Below are 15,747 nucleotides of genomic sequence, written 5' to 3' on the forward strand. Positions count from 1 at the left end.
CCCCCCCCCCCCCCCCCCCCCCCCCCCCCCCCCCCCCCCCCCCCCCCCCCCCCCCCCCCCCCCCCCCCCCCCCCCCCCCCCCCCCCCCCCCCCCCCCCCCCCCCCCCCCCCCCCCCCCCCACCCCACTTTTTTAGATGTGTATAAGAGACAGGGCCACCATTGCCGCCGTGGCGGTCGGCCTGCGCCTGGACCGCCAGCTCGACCAGAGCGCCGTGCAACTGGCGCAGATGCGCCAGCAGAGCGAGCAACTCACCGCGCAACTGGAAAAGGCGTCCCATGTCGAATACGTGGCCGTGCTGCAGGGAAGCAACACCGATGCCTCGGTGCTGGTCACCTTCGATCCGGTCAAGCGCACGCTCACCCTCAAGCGCGTGGGCGACTACCAGGAAGCCTCCGACCGTTCGCTGGAACTGTGGGCGCTGCCGGCCTCCAGCGCGCCGAAGTCGCTCGGCGTGATGGGCGAAGGGCCGCTGGCGCGCCTCACCGCCGCCGAAGCCGAGGTCGCCCCCGCCCCCGCGCTGGCGATCACGCTCGAACCCAAGGGCGGCGTGCCACCCGGCAGCGGCCCGACCGGGCCCGTGGTATTCAAGGGGCCGCTGCTCAAGACGAGCTTGTAGGCCGCCGCTTGCTATGTTTTATATAGCTAGAGGCCCAGGATGCACCTAGGCTTCAGCATGTTTTCATGCGCAATGCAAGAAAAATGGAGCCCGGAGGCTCCATTGGGGGTCGGCCCTGTGCTTCAGCGCCAATGGTGGTAGCCGCCGCCCCAGCCACGGCTGTAGCCCAGGTTGAGCGACAGCCCGATCGGCGCGACCGCCGGGGCGCCATAGTAGGCCGGGTAGGCGGGTGGCGCGTAGACCACCGGCGGCGAATAGACCACCGGCGGCGCGGCGTAGTAGCGGGGCGACGACACCACCACGCCGGGCTCGACGTAGGCCGGCTGCAAACTGTTGCCCGGCGCGCTGGCGACCGGCTGCGGCGCCTGGTAACTGTCGGGCGAGACCGCGCCCACCTGCACCGGCACCCACTGGCCCGGGTCGCTGGCCATGCGCGTCGTGTACTGCCGGCCGGCGTATTCGTAGGTCACGTCATAGCCCACGGTGCGGTTTTCGTAATTCGTCTGCGTGACGCAGTTCTGCACGTTCTGCACCCGGGTGGAACCATTGGCTTCGACCTGGTTGCCCATCACCGCGCCGCCGAACACGCCCAGCGCCGTGGCGGCTGCGCGGCCGGAGCCGTGCCCGATGGCATTGCCCAGCACCCCGCCGGCCACCGCACCCAGTACCGCGCCCGCGCCCGAGGGCGGGGCCTGGGTGACGACGGGCTGCGTGCCGCAATACTGCTGTGGCACCGCGACCTGCTGCACGACGGGCGTGGTGTTGATGACCCGGCCCATCTCGCGCGGGCCGGTCTGCGCAGCCGCACTGCCGGCGGCAAGGGCGAAGGCGGTCAATGCCAGGAGGGTTTTCATGGTGCTTCCTTAACGGGCGCGTACCGGCACCCGACCTGTCTGGGAGTCTAGTGCGGGGTGCGCGGTTCCGTTGCGCCGTCCGGATGAAAGCCGGTAAGCAATCGTGAAGACAGGCCCTGAGTGACATAAATGATGGCCCCCGGATGATGAAACACGCCGTGTGAGAGGTGCGCAGCCTTGCCAGGGCACCCGTGGAACTGGCTTTGCCAGGCCACCCCGGGTGCGCCCCCTTCCTTGAAGGGGAAGCGTCGCAGGCGCTTCGGGGGTGTTCCACATCAAGCGCTGCGCCGGGCCCAGTCGTCCGGCTCGAAACCGACCGTGACGCTGCCGTCCTGCCACTCCACCACCGGGCGGCGGATCACGCTGGGGTGCTCCAGCATCAGGGCGCGCGCGCCGGCCTCGGTATCGGCGCTGGCCTGCGCCTGGGGCGCCAGCCTGCGCCAGGTCGTGCCGCGGCGGTTGAGCAGTGCGGCAGCGCCCACGGCGGCCATCCAATGGTCCAGCCGCGCCGGGGGTACGCCTTGCTTCTTGAAGTCATGGAACTGGTGGTCCAGGCCTTGCGCGCCGAGCCAGGCGCGCGCCTTCTTCACCGTATCGCAGTTGGGAATGCCGTAGAGGGTGGTCATGGCTTGCGATTGTCGCGCGCGGCGGGCGCGAGGCTTGGGCGACAATCCCGCTCCTCATGCCTTCCCGCTCCCTCTCCGACTGGCTCGCCCACTGCGAGCGCCTGCATCCTTCCGCCATCGACATGGGCCTGGCCCGCGTGCGCGAGGTGGCGCGGCGGCTCGGTCTGGCCTTCCACTGCCCGGTGATCACCGTGGCCGGCACCAACGGCAAGGGCTCGACCTGCGCCATGCTCGAATCCATCGCGCTGCAGGCGGGCTGGAAGACGGGGGTGTTCACCTCGCCGCACCTGGTGCACTTCGAGGAGCGCTGCCGGGTGCGGGGCGACATCGTCAAGGCTGAAGCCCTGCTGCCGCACTTCGAGGTGGTGGAAGCCGCCCGGCTGGCCGGCGGCGCCGAGGTGTCGCTGAGCTACTTCGAGTTCACCACCCTGGTGATCCTGCGCCTGCTGTCGCGGGCGGAACTGGACGTGGTCGTGCTGGAGGTGGGCCTGGGCGGCCGGCTGGACGCCACCAACATCATCGACACCGACTGCGCCGTCATCACCAGCATCGACATCGACCACACCGAGTTCCTGGGCAGCACGCGCGAGGCCATCGGCCTGGAGAAGGCCGGCATCATGCGGCCGGGCCGGCCCGCGGTGGTCAGCGACCCAGCGCCGCCGGCCAGCGTCGTCGCCCATGCCGAAACCATCGGCGCCGACCTGTGGGTGACCGGGCGCGACTTCAATATCTCCGGCGACAAGCAGCAGTGGGGCTGGGCCGGGCGCGGGCGCCGCTACAGCGGACTGGCCTACCCGGCGCTGCGCGGCGCCAACCAGTTGGTGAATGCCGCAGGCGTGCTGGCGGCGTTCGAGGCGCTGCGCGAGCGCCTGCCGGTCAGCGCCCAGGCGGTGCGCACCGGCCTGGCCCTGGTCGAACTGCCCGGCCGCTTCCAGATCGTGCCGGGCCAGCCGAGCCTGGTCCTGGACGTGGCGCACAACCCCCATTCGGTGGCGGCGCTGGCCGAGAACCTCGACGCCATGGGCTTTTACCCCACCACGCACGCGGTCTTCGGCGCCATGGCGGACAAGGATCTGGCCGCGATGCTGGCGCGCATCGCGCCGCTGATCGACCGCTGGTACTTCACCGACCTGCCCACCCCGCGCGCGGAAAGCGCCGCCCGCCTGCTCGGCAAGTGGAATGCGCTGCAGATGGTGGCCGGAGGCAGGCGCCAGGTGCCCGCGGCGGCTTTCGCCAGCCCCCAGGCCGCGCTGGACGCTGCCACCGCCGCGGCGGACCCCGCTGATAGAATCGTCGTCTTTGGATCGTTCCATACCGTCGGCGGCATATTGCAGAACGGAGTTCCCCGTCTGCAGGCCCGGCACCTCGGGTAGCCGAACAGCTCTCGCCTCTCGCCTCTCGCATTTCATGGCTTTTTTCAAGTTCCGCTGGCCGGGCCGCAAGGGGCAGGACGACACCAAGGCCGGTGCGCAGGCCCCGCGCGTGCGCCGCGGCGCCGCCCAGGCCGAGAGCGCCGAGGCGCTGCGCCGCCGGGCGCGTCACCGCCTGATCGGCGCTTCGGTGCTGGTGGTGCTGGGTGTCGTCGGGTTCCCCATGCTGTTCGACACGCAGCCGCGCCCGGTCCCGGTCGACATCCCGATTTCCATTCCCGACCGCAACAAGGCGCCCGCGCTGGTGCTGCCAGGGGCGGGCGGCACTGCCGGTGCCGCAGGGGCACCGGCCGCTCCCGCCGCCGCAGGCCCTGCGCCGACGCAGGTCGCCTCCAGCGCCGCCGCCAAGGGCGCCCAGGGCCTGGACGAAGGCGAGGAAGTGGTGGAATCCAAGCCCGTGCCGGACGCTGCGTCCAGGCCCGAACACAAGCCGGAGGCCAAGCCCGAGCCGAAGCCCGAGCCCAAACCCCAGCCCAAGCCCGCCGTCGCACCGGCGCCCGCAAGCACCGCCAAGGCGAGCGACGCCGCGCGCGCGCTGGCACTGCTGGAGGGGCGGGCCGCACCTGCTGCGGCGGCAACTGCGGCGCCGGCGGCCGGCGCCGCTGCCGCCGATTCGGCCACGCGCTTCGTCGTGCAGGTCGGGGCTTTCGGCGAACTCGAGAAGGCGCAGGAAGTCCGCGCCAAGCTCGAGCGCAATGGATTGAAGACCTATGTGCAGTCCATCGACACCAAGGACGGCAAGCGGCATCGGGTGCGCGTGGGGCCTTTTCCCCAGCGCAGCGAGGCCGATCAGGCCGCCAGCCGTATCCGGGGCCTTGATTTGCCGGCCAGCGTCCTGACGCTGTGAAACTGCAGCGCCATGTCGGCTGTCGACTGGATTTTCTGTGCCATGGTGCTGTCTTCACTGCTGCTGGGCTGGTGGCGCGGATTCGTGTTCGAAGTGCTGTGGCTGAGCGGGTGGATCGTGGCCTTCGTGCTGGCGCAGCGGTGGGCTCCTGGGGTGGCGGCCCATCTGCCGTTCGGGGATCCTGGTGACCCGGCGCGCTACGCTGCGGGATTCATCATCGTCTTCGTGGCCGGCGCATTTGCCTGCGGCCTGGTGGCCTCGCTGATGCGGCGGCTGGTCCGTGCGGCGGGCCTGCGCCCGGTAGACCGCACGCTGGGCGCGGCCTTTGGCCTGACGCGCGGCGCATTGCTGTTGCTGACAACGGCGGTGTTGGTGCAGCTCATGTCCTTCAACGCCAGCCCGTGGTGGCGGGAGTCGCAGTTGGCGCCTCTGGTGCAGATGGCCCTGGAACGTCTCAAGCCGTTACTGCCCGAAGCGGTTGCCCAGTTACTTTCTCGATAAAAGGTTTGCCCCCATGTGTGGAATCGTCGGCGTCGTCAGCAGCGCCCCTGTCAATCAACTGATCTACGACGCCTTGCTGCTGCTGCAGCACCGCGGCCAGGATGCGGCGGGCATCGTCACGCAGCAGGGGCGCAAGTTCTTCATGCACAAGGCCAAGGGCATGGTGCGGGACGTCTTCCGTACCCGCAACATGCGCGCGCTGCCGGGCAACGTCGGCCTGGGCCAGGTGCGCTATCCCACGGCGGGCAATGCCTACAGCGAGGAGGAGGCGCAGCCCTTCTACGTGAACGCGCCGTTCGGCATCGTGCTGGTGCACAACGGCAACCTCACCAATGCCAAGCAGCTGCGCGGCGAGCTGTTCTCCACCGACCACCGCCACACCAACACCGAGAGCGACTCGGAAGTGCTGTTGAACGTGTTCGCCCACGAACTGGAGAAGTCCACCCGCGGCCTGCCCCTGCAGCCCGAGGAGGTGTTCACCGCCGTGCGCAACGTGCATGCGCGCGTGAAGGGGTCCTACGCCGTGGTGGCGATGATCGCCGGCCACGGGCTGCTGGCTTTCCGCGATCCGCATGGCATCCGTCCGCTGTGCCTGGGCCGCAGTGCGGACGGAACGGTGATGGTGGCCAGCGAGTCGGTGGCGCTGGAGGGCTCGGGCTACGTGTTCGAGCGCAACGTCGCGCCGGGCGAGGCGGTGTTCGTCGACGGCCAGGGCCAGGTGCATGCGCAGCAGTGCGCAGCGTCGTCCTGGCTGAACCCCTGCATCTTCGAGTTCGTCTATCTGGCGCGGCCTGACTCGGTGCTCGATGGCATCTCGGTCTACCAGGCGCGCCTGAACCTGGGCGAAGCCCTGGCCAAGCGCGTCATCTCCACCGTGCCGCCCAGCGACATCGACGTGGTGATCCCGATCCCGGAATCCAGCCGTCCGAGCGCCACGCAACTGGCGCATCTGCTGGGCATCCCCTACCGCGAGGGCTTCGTGAAGAACCGCTACGTCGGCCGCACCTTCATCATGCCGGGGCAGGGCGTGCGCAAGAAGTCGGTGCGCCAGAAGCTCAACGTGATCGGCAGCGAGTTCAAGGGGCGCAATGTGCTGCTGGTGGACGACTCCATCGTGCGCGGCACCACCAGCCGCGAGATCGTGCAGATGGCGCGCGACGCCGGCGCCAGGAAGGTCTACCTGGCCAGCGCCGCGCCGCCGGTGCGCTATCCCAACGTCTACGGCATCGACATGCCCACGAGCGCCGAACTGGTGGCCCATGGCCGCACGGTCGAGGAAGTGCGTCAACTGATCGGCTGCGACGCCCTGATCTACCAGGACGTGGAAGGCATGAAGAAGGCCATCGGCTCACTCAACCCGCGGATCGACGGCTTCGATGCTTCCTGCTTCGACGGCATCTATGTGACCGGCGACATCAGCGCCGACGACATCCAGCGCATCAACGAGGCGCGCGTCGGCCAGGAAGAGCCCCTTGCCGACGAAGACAGCTCGCGCCTGGCGCTGCCCAACGCCCAGGATGCCTGAGATCGCAGACCACGCCTCCAGATGACACAACGCACCCGTACCCGCTTCGCCCCGTCGCCGACCGGCTTCATCCACCTCGGCAACATCCGCTCCGCGCTCTACCCCTGGGCGTTCGCCCGCGCCACGGGCGGGGACTTCATCCTGCGCATCGAGGACACCGACCTCGAGCGTTCCACGCAGGCCGCGGTGGACGTGATCCTCGAAGGCATGGCCTGGCTGGGGCTGGACCACGACGAGGGGCCTTACTACCAGATGCAGCGCATGGACCGCTACAAGGCGGTGCTGGCCGAACTGCAGGCGGCCGGCCACGTCTACCCCTGCTACATGAGCGTGGCCGAGCTGGACGCGCTGCGCGAGCAGCAGATGGCCGCCAAGCAGAAGCCGCGCTATGACGGCACCTGGCGCCCCGAGCCCGGCAAGACCCTGCCCCCGGTGCCCGAGGGCGTGCAGCCGGTGCTGCGCTTCAAGAACCCGCTCCACGGTGTGGTCGCCTGGGACGACAAGGTCAAGGGCCGCATCGAAATCTCCAACGACGAACTCGACGACCTGGTGATCGCCCGGCCCGACGGCACGCCCACCTACAACTTCTGCGTGGTGGTCGACGACATCGACATGGCCATCACCCACGTGATCCGCGGCGACGACCACGTCAACAACACGCCGCGGCAGATCAACATCTTCCGCGCGCTGGGCAAGGAGCCGCCGGTCTACGCCCACCTGCCCACCGTGCTCAACGAGCAGGGCGAGAAGATGAGCAAGCGCAATGGCGCCAAGCCGGTCACGCAGTACCGTGACGAGGGCTACCTGCCCGACGCCATGGTCAACTATCTGGCGCGGCTGGGCTGGAGCCATGGCGACGACGAGATCTTCTCGCGCGAACAGTTCCTGCAGTGGTTCAACCTGGACCACCTGGGGCGCAGCGCAGCGCAGTTCGACGAGGCCAAGCTGCGCTGGGTCAATGCGCAGCACATGAAGGCCGCGCCCGACGCGTCGCTGGCCGAGCTGGTTGCCGGCCACCTGCGCGCGCGCGGCATCGCGCCGGACGATCGCCTGCCGCGCATCTGCGCGCTGTTCAAGGACCGCTGCGACACCACCGTGGCGCTGGCGGACTGGGCGCAGCGCTTCTATGCGGACGTGCAGGCTTCGGAAGAAGAGCGGCAGCAGCACCTGACCCCGTCCGCCCTGGCCGCGGTCGGCACGCTGGCGTCCAGGCTGGAAGGCTGCGAATGGACCAAGCCTGCCATCGCCGCCGCCATCAAGGAAACGTTGGCCGAGCATGGCCTGAAGATGCCGCAACTGGCCATGCCGGTGCGCGTGCTGACGATGGGAACCGCGCACACTCCGTCGGTCGACGCGGTGCTTGAACTTCTGGATCGACAAATTTTGTTGGCGCGTTTGAAAACCGCATGAAAACCTGTCTATAATTCGAGGCTCAGCAGTTGACGGCAGCCAAAGCGCAAGACGCGTGATAAATGCCGAAGACAATTGGGGGTATAGCTCAGCTGGGAGAGCGCTTGCATGGCATGCAAGAGGTCATCGGTTCGATCCCGTTTACCTCCACCAATTTTGCTGACGGTTAGTTCCAAGGTTTTGACCCTATCGTCTAGAGGCCTAGGACATCACCCTTTCACGGTGAGTACCGGGGTTCGAATCCCCGTAGGGTCGCCAAGTCGCAGCACTTGGCTTGCGTGTGAAGCGCAAGCGAAGCTGTCTACCAGGAGTGGTAGTTCAGTTGGTTAGAATACCGGCCTGTCACGCCGGGGGTCGCGGGTTCGAGTCCCGTCCACTCCGCCAGAATTCCGCGAGGAAGTTAAAGGGTTACGTCAGCGATGGCGTGGCCCTTTTTTCTTTGGAATTTTATTTCGATGGTTCTGGAATACGCTCATACGGCCATAGCAGCTTTGGACTTCCGGCGGTCGTAGGCCCCGCGATCATCTTCCCGTCGGTGTGCGCGCCTTGTTCCATCGGCCACATCAGTCTGGCGCAGTAGCGCGGGTGCCAAATCAAAGCCCTGGCAGTCTCAAGATAGCCAATTCCAATCAGATGAATATTTTCAATTAATTGGATTGATGGGGCGGCGTCCACTATGCTTCACATGTGTCTGTTCTCAACCCTCCCAAGGAAACTCGATGTCTCTGATCAACAAGCAAGTCCCCGCCTTCAAGGCCACCGCCTACCACAACGGCAAGTTCGTGCCGGTGAGCGAGCAGAGCTTCAAGGGCAAGTGGTCGGTGGTGGTGTTCTACCCGGCCGACTTCACCTTCGTCTGCCCGACGGAGTTGGGCGATCTGGCCGACCATTACGCTGAATTCCAGAAGCTGGGCGTGGAGATCTACGGTGTCTCCACCGACACCCACTTCACCCACAAGGCCTGGCACGACACCTCCGACACCATCGCCAAGGTGCAGTACCCGCTGGTGGGCGACCCGAGCGGCCAACTGGCCCGTTTCTTCCAGGTCATGATCGAAGAGGGAGAAGACGCCGGCCTGGCCTATCGGGGCACCTTCGTGATCGATCCCGAAGGCCGTATCAAGACCATTGAAGTGCACGACAACGGCATCGGCCGCGACGCGACCGAAACCCTGCGCCGCGTGAAGGCGGCCCAGTACGTCGCGGCCCACCCCGGTGAAGTCTGCCCCGCCAAGTGGACCGAAGGCGCCAAGACCCTGACCCCGTCGCTGGACCTGGTCGGCAAGATCTAAGCGCGTGTGCCGCCAAGAGCCCGGGGCGCACCCGGGCTTTTTTTTAAGCCGGCAATCCTCAACTATCAATAACTATTTTTAAATAGCGAGTCACTATCATGCTGGACGCCAATCTCAAGACCCAACTCAAGGCCTACCTGGAACGGGTGACCAGGCCGATCGAAATCGTCGCCTCGCTCGACGAGGGCAAGGCGTCCGCGGATCTCAAGGGCCTGCTCGACGACATCGTGTCGCTGACCGACAAGATCACCGTGGTGGAGCGCCGCGACGACGGCGAGCGCAAACCGTCCTTCCTCATCACCAATCCGGGCGTGGACACCGGCGTGCGTTTTGCCGGCATTCCGCTGGGGCATGAGTTCACCTCGCTGGTGCTGGCGCTGCTGCAGGTGGGCGGCCACCCGTCCAAGGCGTCGCAGGACACGATCGAGCAGGTGAGGAACCTGCAGGGCGAATTCCACTTCGAAACCTATTTCTCGCTGAGCTGCCAGAACTGCCCGGACGTGGTGCAGGCGCTCAACCTGATGGCGGTGCTCAACCCCAACATCCGCCACACCGCGATCGATGGCGCGCTGTTCCAGGACGAGGTCAACGCGCGCCAGATCATGGCCGTGCCCACCGTATTCCTGAACGGCACGAACTTCGGCCAGGGCCGGATGGAACTGGAGGAGATCCTGGCCAAGATCGATACCGGCGCCGTGGCGCGCGAAGCGGAGAAGATCGCCGCGCGCGCGCCTTACGATCTGCTGGTGGTCGGCGGCGGCCCGGCCGGCGCGGCCGCGGCGGTGTATGCGGCGCGCAAGGGCATCCGCACCGGCGTGGCGGCCGAACGCTTCGGCGGGCAGGTGCTCGACACCATGGGCATCGAGAACTTCATCTCGGTCAAGGAGACCGTGGGGCCGAAGTTCGCCGTGGCGCTGGAGGAGCATGTCAAGCACTACGACGTGGACATCATGAACCTGCAGCGCGCCGAAGCACTGGTGCCGGGCCCCGACCTGATCGAGGTCAGGCTGGCCAGCGGCGCCTCGCTCAAGACCCGCGCGCTGGTCGTCTCCACCGGTGCGCGCTGGCGCAACATCAATGTGCCCGGCGAGGCCGAGTACAAGAACAAGGGCGTGGCCTACTGCCCGCACTGCGACGGGCCGCTGTTCAAGGGCAAGCGCGTGGCGGTGATCGGCGGGGGCAACTCGGGCGTCGAAGCCGCGATCGACCTGGCGGGCATAGTGGGCCATGTCACCCTGCTCGAATTCGATGCCAAGCTGCGCGCCGACGAGGTGCTGCAGCGCAAGCTGCGCAGCCTGCCCAACGTCACGGTGGTGGTGTCGGCGCAGACGACCGAGGTCACCGGCGACGGCCAGAAGGTCAACGGCCTGCTCTACAAGGATCGCGTTTCGGGGGCGAAGCACCGTGTCGAGCTCGAAGGCGTGTTCGTGCAGATCGGCCTGGTGCCCAACACCGACTGGCTCAAGGGCACGGTCGAGCTGTCCAGGCATGGCGAGATCGTGGTCGATGCCAAGGGCCAGACCTCGGTGCCCGGCGTGTTCGCCGCCGGCGACGCGACGACCGTGCCGTACAAGCAGATCATCATCGCCGCCGGTGATGGCGCGAAGGCGGCGCTGAGCGCGTTCGACTACCTGATCCGGACCTCCGCGCCGGCTTGATCGGCGTGCGGCGCAGCATGGGGGGCGAAACGCAAGTCGCCCCTCACGGAAAAGACATCGAGGAGACGTGCTGGCAGGAAGACACAAAAGGAAACAACGCGCACAATTCGGCACCACCACCCTTCCAAGGCTCTGAACATGTTCACCAGCCTGCGCGCGCGGCTGATCGGCGTCTGCATCGCCATTACCACGGTCTCTCTGATCGCCCTTTCGCTCGCCACGTTCCTGGTAGTGCGCAGCAACACGCTGGACGCCCTGGACGACCACATCGGCCGCTTCACGCGCGTATACGCGCACGAGCTTACGCAGTGGGTTCGCGACAAGCAGCGGATCACCAGTTCCATCAAGCCTTTCATCGACGAGGAGGACGCCCTGCCTTTCCTGCGCGCCGCGCAGCAGGCGGGTCTGGACGAAGCCTTCTTCGTACTTGCCGACAAGCGCCATGCCTTCACCACGCCGCGAGCGCCCGGCTACGACGGCACATCGCGCGCCTGGTACAAGCAGGCGGTAGCCGCGGGCGGGCCGGCGCTGACGCCGGTGTACCCCGATGCGGTCACGGGCAAACTCACCATCAGCTTCGTCGAGCCGGTCCTCAGGGACGGCCAGGTCATCGCCGTCGTCGGCTCGGACATGCTGCTGGACAGCGTGATCCAGAAGGTCATCAGCATCCGCCCCGCGGAGAAGAGCTTTGCTTTCCTGCTCGATGGCGGGAGTGCCCACATCCTGGCGCATGCGCGGTCCGACCTGGCCCTCAAGCCGGTGCGCGAACTCTCGCCCGAACTGGACGGCGCGCTGATCCAGCGTCTGGTCAGCGCGGGCGGCCATGCCGACGTGAGCATCGACGGCGCCCGGCAGATGCTGTACGCGGCCCGCGTGGAGGGCACGCCCTGGGTGCTGGTCGTGGGCGTGGACCGCGCCGAGGCGGCGGCTTCCCTGAGCCGCTTGATGCAGATGGCCGCTGCCATGGCCGTGCTGTGCGTGCTGGCCGCGGGGGTGCTGGTGACGGCCGTCGTGGCGCGGCAACTGCGCCGCATGGTCGTGGTACGCGATGCGCTGGAGGACATCGCCTCCGGCGAGCGCGACCTGACGCGGCGCATGGACGCCACGGGCCATGATGAGTTGGCGCAGATCGCCGGTGCCTTCAACCGCTTCGTCGACAAGATCGCCGCCGTGCTGCTGCGCATCCGCGAGTCGTCTGAATCCGTGCGCCAGGCCTCCAGCGAGATCGCCAGCGGCAACCAGGAACTGTCGTCGCGCACCGAGCAGCAGGCCAGCTCGCTGGAGGAAACGGCCGCCGCCATGGAGCAGCTCACCGCCACCGTGCAGCAGAACGCGGAGAACGCCGCCCAGGCCAACCAGCTCGCCGCCAGCGCCTCGGAGGTGGTCGGCCACGGCGGCGGTGTGATGCAGCAGGTGGTGCAGACCATGGGCGGCATCGACGCGGCATCGCGCAAGATCGTGGACATCATCCAGGTGATCGACGGCATCACGTTCCAGACCAACATCCTGGCGCTCAACGCGGCCGTCGAGGCCGCGCGCGCGGGCGAGCAGGGCCGGGGCTTCGCCGTGGTGGCCAGCGAGGTACGCACCCTCGCGCAGCGCAGCGCCGCGGCGGCCAGGGAGATCAAGGCGTTGATTGACGATTCCGTGCGGCAGGTTGGCGCCGGCAGCCGCCTGGTGCAGGAGGCGGGCACCACCATGCAGCAGGTGGTGGAGAGCATCCGCCGCGTGACCACCATCGTGGCCGAGATCAGCAACGCCAGCCGCGAGCAGAGCAACGGCATCACCGAGATCGGCGGCGCCGTGACCCAGATGGACCAGAGCACCCAGCAGAACGCGGCTCTGGTGGAGCAGGCCACCGCCGCTGCGCAGTCGCTGCAACAGCAGGCCCAGGAACTGGCCGAGGCGGTGGCAGGCTTCAAGCTGCCACAGGGCGCGCAGGCCCAGAGACTCCTCGGTTGAGGGCCGCCGGCCTGGCGAGCGCCGTAATCTGCTCGACGAACGAGGGAATTGCCAGTGTCATAAGCAAAATATGCCTCAAGCCCAGGTACTTCCTTGGCTTTTAGCTATCAATTCAATAGCGATGCGGTCTATGAGCAAAAGCCCGCCTCCGTCGCCACGGACGCGGGCTTCTGATTGCCTTGAATTGCTTTCTGATTGAGAATTATTCTCATACAATGGCTGACTTCCCAGCCAGCCGGTGCGCTTTTCGCCTCGCACAGCCAGCTCTGTCCAACATCCGTTGCAGAACCGAAAGCGCACCGTGGCCCGTCTTACTCTTCGCCGTCCGGCGTTCCGACTTCATCCGCTTGCCTGGCTGCTGGCCAGTGCCTTCGCGCCGGGCGCGCATGCGCAAACGCTGCCGGCCGCGCCCGCGTTGAAAGAGATGATCATCAGCGCCTCGCGCAGCGAGCAGGACCCCGACGAGCTGCCGGTCAGCATCGAGGTGCTCAACGCCGCGCAGATGGAGGCGCAGCAGGTGCGCGACATCCGCGACGCCGTGCGCGACATGCCCAACGTGTCGGTGCAGCGCGCGCCGGCGCGCTTCACCATCGGCGCGCAGACCGGGCGCGACCAGAACGCCGGCTTCAACATCCGCGGGCTCGACGGCAACCGGGTGCTGATGCTGGTCGATGGCATCCGCCAGCCGCGCAGCTACGTGTTCCAGAGTGAAAGCGCGATCGGCCGCGACTACCTGGACATCGGCCTGGTCAAGCGCATCGAAGTGGTGAAGGGGCCGACCTCGGCGCTGTACGGCTCCGACGGCATCGCCGGGCTGGTCAACTTCGTCACGCGGGAGCCGGACGACTACCTGAGGAACGGCAAGACCTTCGGCGGCAGCGCCTCTGCCGGCTACGACGGCGACGACAAGGGCCGGCACCTGGGCGCGGCGCTGGCCGGCCGCGCCAACGAGACCGTGGCCTGGATGCTGAGCGCCCAGGCCGGCCGCGCCGACGCGCTGAAGAACATGGGCCGCAACAACGCGGCCAACACCGACCGCACCACGCCCAATCCCGAGAAGGGCACGAGCGCCTCGCTTCTGGGCAAGGTGGTGCTCACGCCGGGCGGCGGGCAGAAGCACGTGCTGAGCTTTGAGCACGTGGAGAAGAAGGCCGACTACGAACTGCTCTCCAACATCGCCAAGCCGCCGCTGGCGGGCACCTCGGTCGTCGGCTCCACCGCCAACACGCGCATGGCGCGCGACCGGCTGACCTGGAACGGCCGCTGGCAGCTCGACGCGCCGGTGGCTGACGAGGTCCAGGCGGTGCTGAGCTACCAGAACGCGCGCTCGGACGAGTTCCTGTTCCAGGACCGCTTCACTGCCGCCGACCGCAGCCGCAACACGCACTACCAGGAGCACATGGCCCAGGCCGGCCTGCAACTGGGCAAGCTGCTGCGCGCGGGCAATGGCCTGGTGCAGAAGCTCACCTACGGCTTCGACTATGCGCAGTCGCGCGTCGCCAACCTGCAGACGGGCGTCACGCCGCCAGCGGGCGAGAGCTATCCGCTCAAGCGCTTCCCCGACACCCGGGAGAGCAGCAGCGCGCTGTATCTGCAGGACGAGATCATCGCCGGCCCCTGGAGCATCACGCCGGGCCTGCGCTTCGACCACTTCAGCATCGACGCCCGCCAGGCGGGCTACACCGCGCCGTCGCCGGCCCAGTCGCTGTCGGGCTCGGCCACCTCGCCCAAGCTGGGCGTGCTGTACCGCGCCACGCCGGTCTGGAGCGTGTATGGCAACTACGCCTCGGGCTTCAAGGCGCCGACGGCCGGCCAGGTCAACGGCTTCTTCGCCAACCCGCTGGCCAACTACGAGAGCATCGCCAACCCCCATCTCAGGCCCGAGAAAAGCCAGAACGTCGAGATCGGCGCGCGCGGCCGCATGGAGCGCGTATCGCTCGACCTGGCCGCCTTCACCGGCCGCTTCAAGGACTTCATCGTCGACAACCAGATGGTCGGCGGCGCCTTCACGCCGAGCAACCCGGCCATCTTCCAGTCGGTCAACCTGAACCGGGTGCGCATCAGCGGCTTCGAGGTCAAGGGCAACGTGGACTGGGGCCGGCTGGCCGGCGGCACATTCAGCACGCCCTTCGGCTACGGCCAGGCGCGGGGCCGCGACCGCGACACCGGCGCGCCGGTCAACAGCATCAACCCCTCGCGCCTGAACCTGGGCGCCCGCTACGACACCCCGGCCTGGGCCGCGCGCATCGACCTGACCCATGTGGCGGCCAAGAAGGCCGGCGACATCGACGGCGCCACGCAGTTCGCCACGCCTTCGGCCACGCTGCTGGACCTCAGCGGCCAGTGGCGCATCCGCAAGGACCTGCGCCTGACCGCCGGCATCTACAACCTCACCGACAAGAAGTACTGGAACTGGACCAACGTCATCGGCGTGGCCTCCACCTCGCCGGTGCTGGACGCCTACACCCAGCCGGGGCGCTATGCGCGCGTCTCGCTGGTGGCCGATTTCTGATTCCCCGCAAGGAGCCCTCGCATGACCTCTCCCACCACGCAAGCCCCCACCGCCACCGCGCGCGACGACGACGTCGCCTGCACCGAAGCCCTGCTGGCCGGCACCCTGGCCCTCATGAGCAGCCATGCGCAGGCCTGCTGCGACCAGCACCGCGAGGCCATCGCGCGCAAGGTGGCCGTGCGCCTGCAATGCCTGGCGCGGCACGACGCCTTTACGCCGCACTTCCGCGCTACGCTCGAAAACCTGCTGCCTTGCTGGCTGCGCCAGGGCGGGCTGGACGGCCTGGTGGACACCCGCACCGCGCCGGCGCCGCAGGCTCCGGCGCGCGCGCTGTGGCACACGGCACCGGAGGCGCTGCAATGAGCGCGGGGGGGGGGGGGGGGACATCTGACGCTGCCGACGAAGAGAACCTAGTGTAGGTGTGGGGGGGGGGCGGGGGGTGGGAGAGGGGGGGGGGGGGGGGGGGGGGGGGGGGGGGGGGGGGGGGGGGGGGGGGGGGGGGGGGGGGGGGG

13 protein-coding genes and 3 tRNA genes are annotated in these 15,747 nt (G+C 68.0%); 14 read left to right on the forward strand and 2 right to left on the reverse strand.

Annotated features, from left to right (window positions below; all coding sequences use genetic code 11):
• Window positions 1-135: 135 nt before the first annotated feature.
• Complete coding sequence (locus JHD63_RS18050; RefSeq protein WP_198972197.1) at window positions 136-618, forward strand: anti-sigma factor; 483 nt, start codon at window positions 136-138, stop codon at window positions 616-618.
• 122 nt (window positions 619-740) lie between these two features.
• Here JHD63_RS18050 and JHD63_RS18055 read toward each other — a convergent pair whose 3' ends face one another.
• Together JHD63_RS18055 and JHD63_RS18060 are read right to left on the reverse strand one after the other, a co-directional pair.
• On the reverse strand, window positions 741-1,472 hold the full coding sequence (locus tag JHD63_RS18055) for a glycine zipper 2TM domain-containing protein (RefSeq protein ID WP_198972198.1): 732 nt from the start codon (window positions 1,470-1,472) through the stop codon (window positions 741-743).
• A 275-nt stretch (window positions 1,473-1,747) separates the two neighbouring features.
• Entirely contained in the window at window positions 1,748-2,098 is a 351-nt protein-coding gene (locus JHD63_RS18060; protein ID WP_198972199.1) for an arsenate reductase, read from the reverse strand.
• A gap of 56 nt (window positions 2,099-2,154) precedes the next feature.
• On the opposite strand from JHD63_RS18060, the gene folC reads away from it, so the two are divergent.
• The 13 genes from folC (at window position 2,155) to JHD63_RS18125 (ending at window position 15,598) form a co-directional block, all read left to right on the forward strand.
• Entirely contained in the window at window positions 2,155-3,471 is a 1,317-nt protein-coding gene (folC, locus tag JHD63_RS18065; RefSeq protein ID WP_198972200.1) for a bifunctional tetrahydrofolate synthase/dihydrofolate synthase, read from the forward strand.
• A gap of 34 nt (window positions 3,472-3,505) precedes the next feature.
• The gene (locus JHD63_RS18070) at window positions 3,506-4,375 is read left to right on the forward strand and encodes an SPOR domain-containing protein (protein WP_198972201.1); all 870 of its coding nucleotides are present in this window, start codon (window positions 3,506-3,508) and stop codon (window positions 4,373-4,375) included.
• Window positions 4,376-4,387: 12 nt separating this feature from the next.
• Complete coding sequence (locus JHD63_RS18075; RefSeq protein WP_198972202.1) at window positions 4,388-4,876, forward strand: CvpA family protein; 489 nt, start codon at window positions 4,388-4,390, stop codon at window positions 4,874-4,876.
• 13 nt (window positions 4,877-4,889) lie between these two features.
• On the forward strand, window positions 4,890-6,401 hold the full coding sequence (purF, locus tag JHD63_RS18080) for an amidophosphoribosyltransferase (RefSeq protein WP_198972203.1): 1,512 nt from the start codon (window positions 4,890-4,892) through the stop codon (window positions 6,399-6,401).
• A 21-nt stretch (window positions 6,402-6,422) separates the two neighbouring features.
• Complete coding sequence (gene gltX / locus JHD63_RS18085) at window positions 6,423-7,811, forward strand: glutamate--tRNA ligase (protein WP_198972204.1); 1,389 nt, start codon at window positions 6,423-6,425, stop codon at window positions 7,809-7,811.
• Between the two features lie 77 nt (window positions 7,812-7,888).
• A tRNA-Ala gene (locus tag JHD63_RS18090) sits at window positions 7,889-7,964 on the forward strand.
• Window positions 7,965-7,993: 29 nt separating this feature from the next.
• A tRNA-Glu gene (locus JHD63_RS18095) sits at window positions 7,994-8,069 on the forward strand.
• Between the two features lie 49 nt (window positions 8,070-8,118).
• Window positions 8,119-8,195 (forward strand) — tRNA-Asp (locus JHD63_RS18100).
• Between the two features lie 335 nt (window positions 8,196-8,530).
• A complete protein-coding gene (ahpC, locus tag JHD63_RS18105; protein ID WP_198972205.1) occupies window positions 8,531-9,103 on the forward strand; it encodes an alkyl hydroperoxide reductase subunit C in 573 nt (190 codons plus the stop codon).
• A 98-nt stretch (window positions 9,104-9,201) separates the two neighbouring features.
• A complete protein-coding gene (ahpF, locus tag JHD63_RS18110) occupies window positions 9,202-10,761 on the forward strand; it encodes an alkyl hydroperoxide reductase subunit F (protein ID WP_198972206.1) in 1,560 nt (519 codons plus the stop codon).
• A 138-nt stretch (window positions 10,762-10,899) separates the two neighbouring features.
• Window positions 10,900-12,723 carry a methyl-accepting chemotaxis protein gene (locus tag JHD63_RS18115; protein ID WP_198972207.1) on the forward strand — a complete coding sequence of 608 codons (1,824 nt, stop codon included), beginning with the start codon at window positions 10,900-10,902 and terminating at the stop codon, window positions 12,721-12,723.
• A 301-nt stretch (window positions 12,724-13,024) separates the two neighbouring features.
• A complete protein-coding gene (locus tag JHD63_RS18120; protein WP_198972208.1) occupies window positions 13,025-15,235 on the forward strand; it encodes a TonB-dependent hemoglobin/transferrin/lactoferrin family receptor in 2,211 nt (736 codons plus the stop codon).
• A gap of 21 nt (window positions 15,236-15,256) precedes the next feature.
• Window positions 15,257-15,598 carry a hypothetical protein gene (locus tag JHD63_RS18125; protein ID WP_198972209.1) on the forward strand — a complete coding sequence of 114 codons (342 nt, stop codon included), beginning with the start codon at window positions 15,257-15,259 and terminating at the stop codon, window positions 15,596-15,598.
• The last annotated feature ends 149 nt before the right edge of the window (window positions 15,599-15,747 follow it).

It is taken from the genome of Xylophilus sp. ASV27, assembly GCF_016428875.1.
Classification (GTDB): Bacteria; Pseudomonadota; Gammaproteobacteria; order Burkholderiales; family Burkholderiaceae_C; genus Xylophilus.

Coding starts and splice junctions, on each gene's coding strand:
- folC (WP_198972200.1), top strand. CDS start 2,155: ATGCCTTCCCGCTCCCTCTCCGACTGGCTCGCCCACTGCGAGCGCCTG.
- ahpF (WP_198972206.1), top strand. CDS start 9,202: ATGCTGGACGCCAATCTCAAGACCCAACTCAAGGCCTACCTGGAACGG.
- JHD63_RS18055 (WP_198972198.1), bottom strand. CDS start 1,472: ATGAAAACCCTCCTGGCATTGACCGCCTTCGCCCTTGCCGCCGGCAGT.
- JHD63_RS18075 (WP_198972202.1), top strand. CDS start 4,388: ATGTCGGCTGTCGACTGGATTTTCTGTGCCATGGTGCTGTCTTCACTG.
- JHD63_RS18050 (WP_198972197.1), top strand. CDS start 136: ATGTGTATAAGAGACAGGGCCACCATTGCCGCCGTGGCGGTCGGCCTG.
- JHD63_RS18125 (WP_198972209.1), top strand. CDS start 15,257: ATGACCTCTCCCACCACGCAAGCCCCCACCGCCACCGCGCGCGACGAC.
- purF (WP_198972203.1), top strand. CDS start 4,890: ATGTGTGGAATCGTCGGCGTCGTCAGCAGCGCCCCTGTCAATCAACTG.
- JHD63_RS18070 (WP_198972201.1), top strand. CDS start 3,506: ATGGCTTTTTTCAAGTTCCGCTGGCCGGGCCGCAAGGGGCAGGACGAC.
- ahpC (WP_198972205.1), top strand. CDS start 8,531: ATGTCTCTGATCAACAAGCAAGTCCCCGCCTTCAAGGCCACCGCCTAC.
- JHD63_RS18115 (WP_198972207.1), top strand. CDS start 10,900: ATGTTCACCAGCCTGCGCGCGCGGCTGATCGGCGTCTGCATCGCCATT.
- gltX (WP_198972204.1), top strand. CDS start 6,423: ATGACACAACGCACCCGTACCCGCTTCGCCCCGTCGCCGACCGGCTTC.
- JHD63_RS18060 (WP_198972199.1), bottom strand. CDS start 2,098: ATGACCACCCTCTACGGCATTCCCAACTGCGATACGGTGAAGAAGGCG.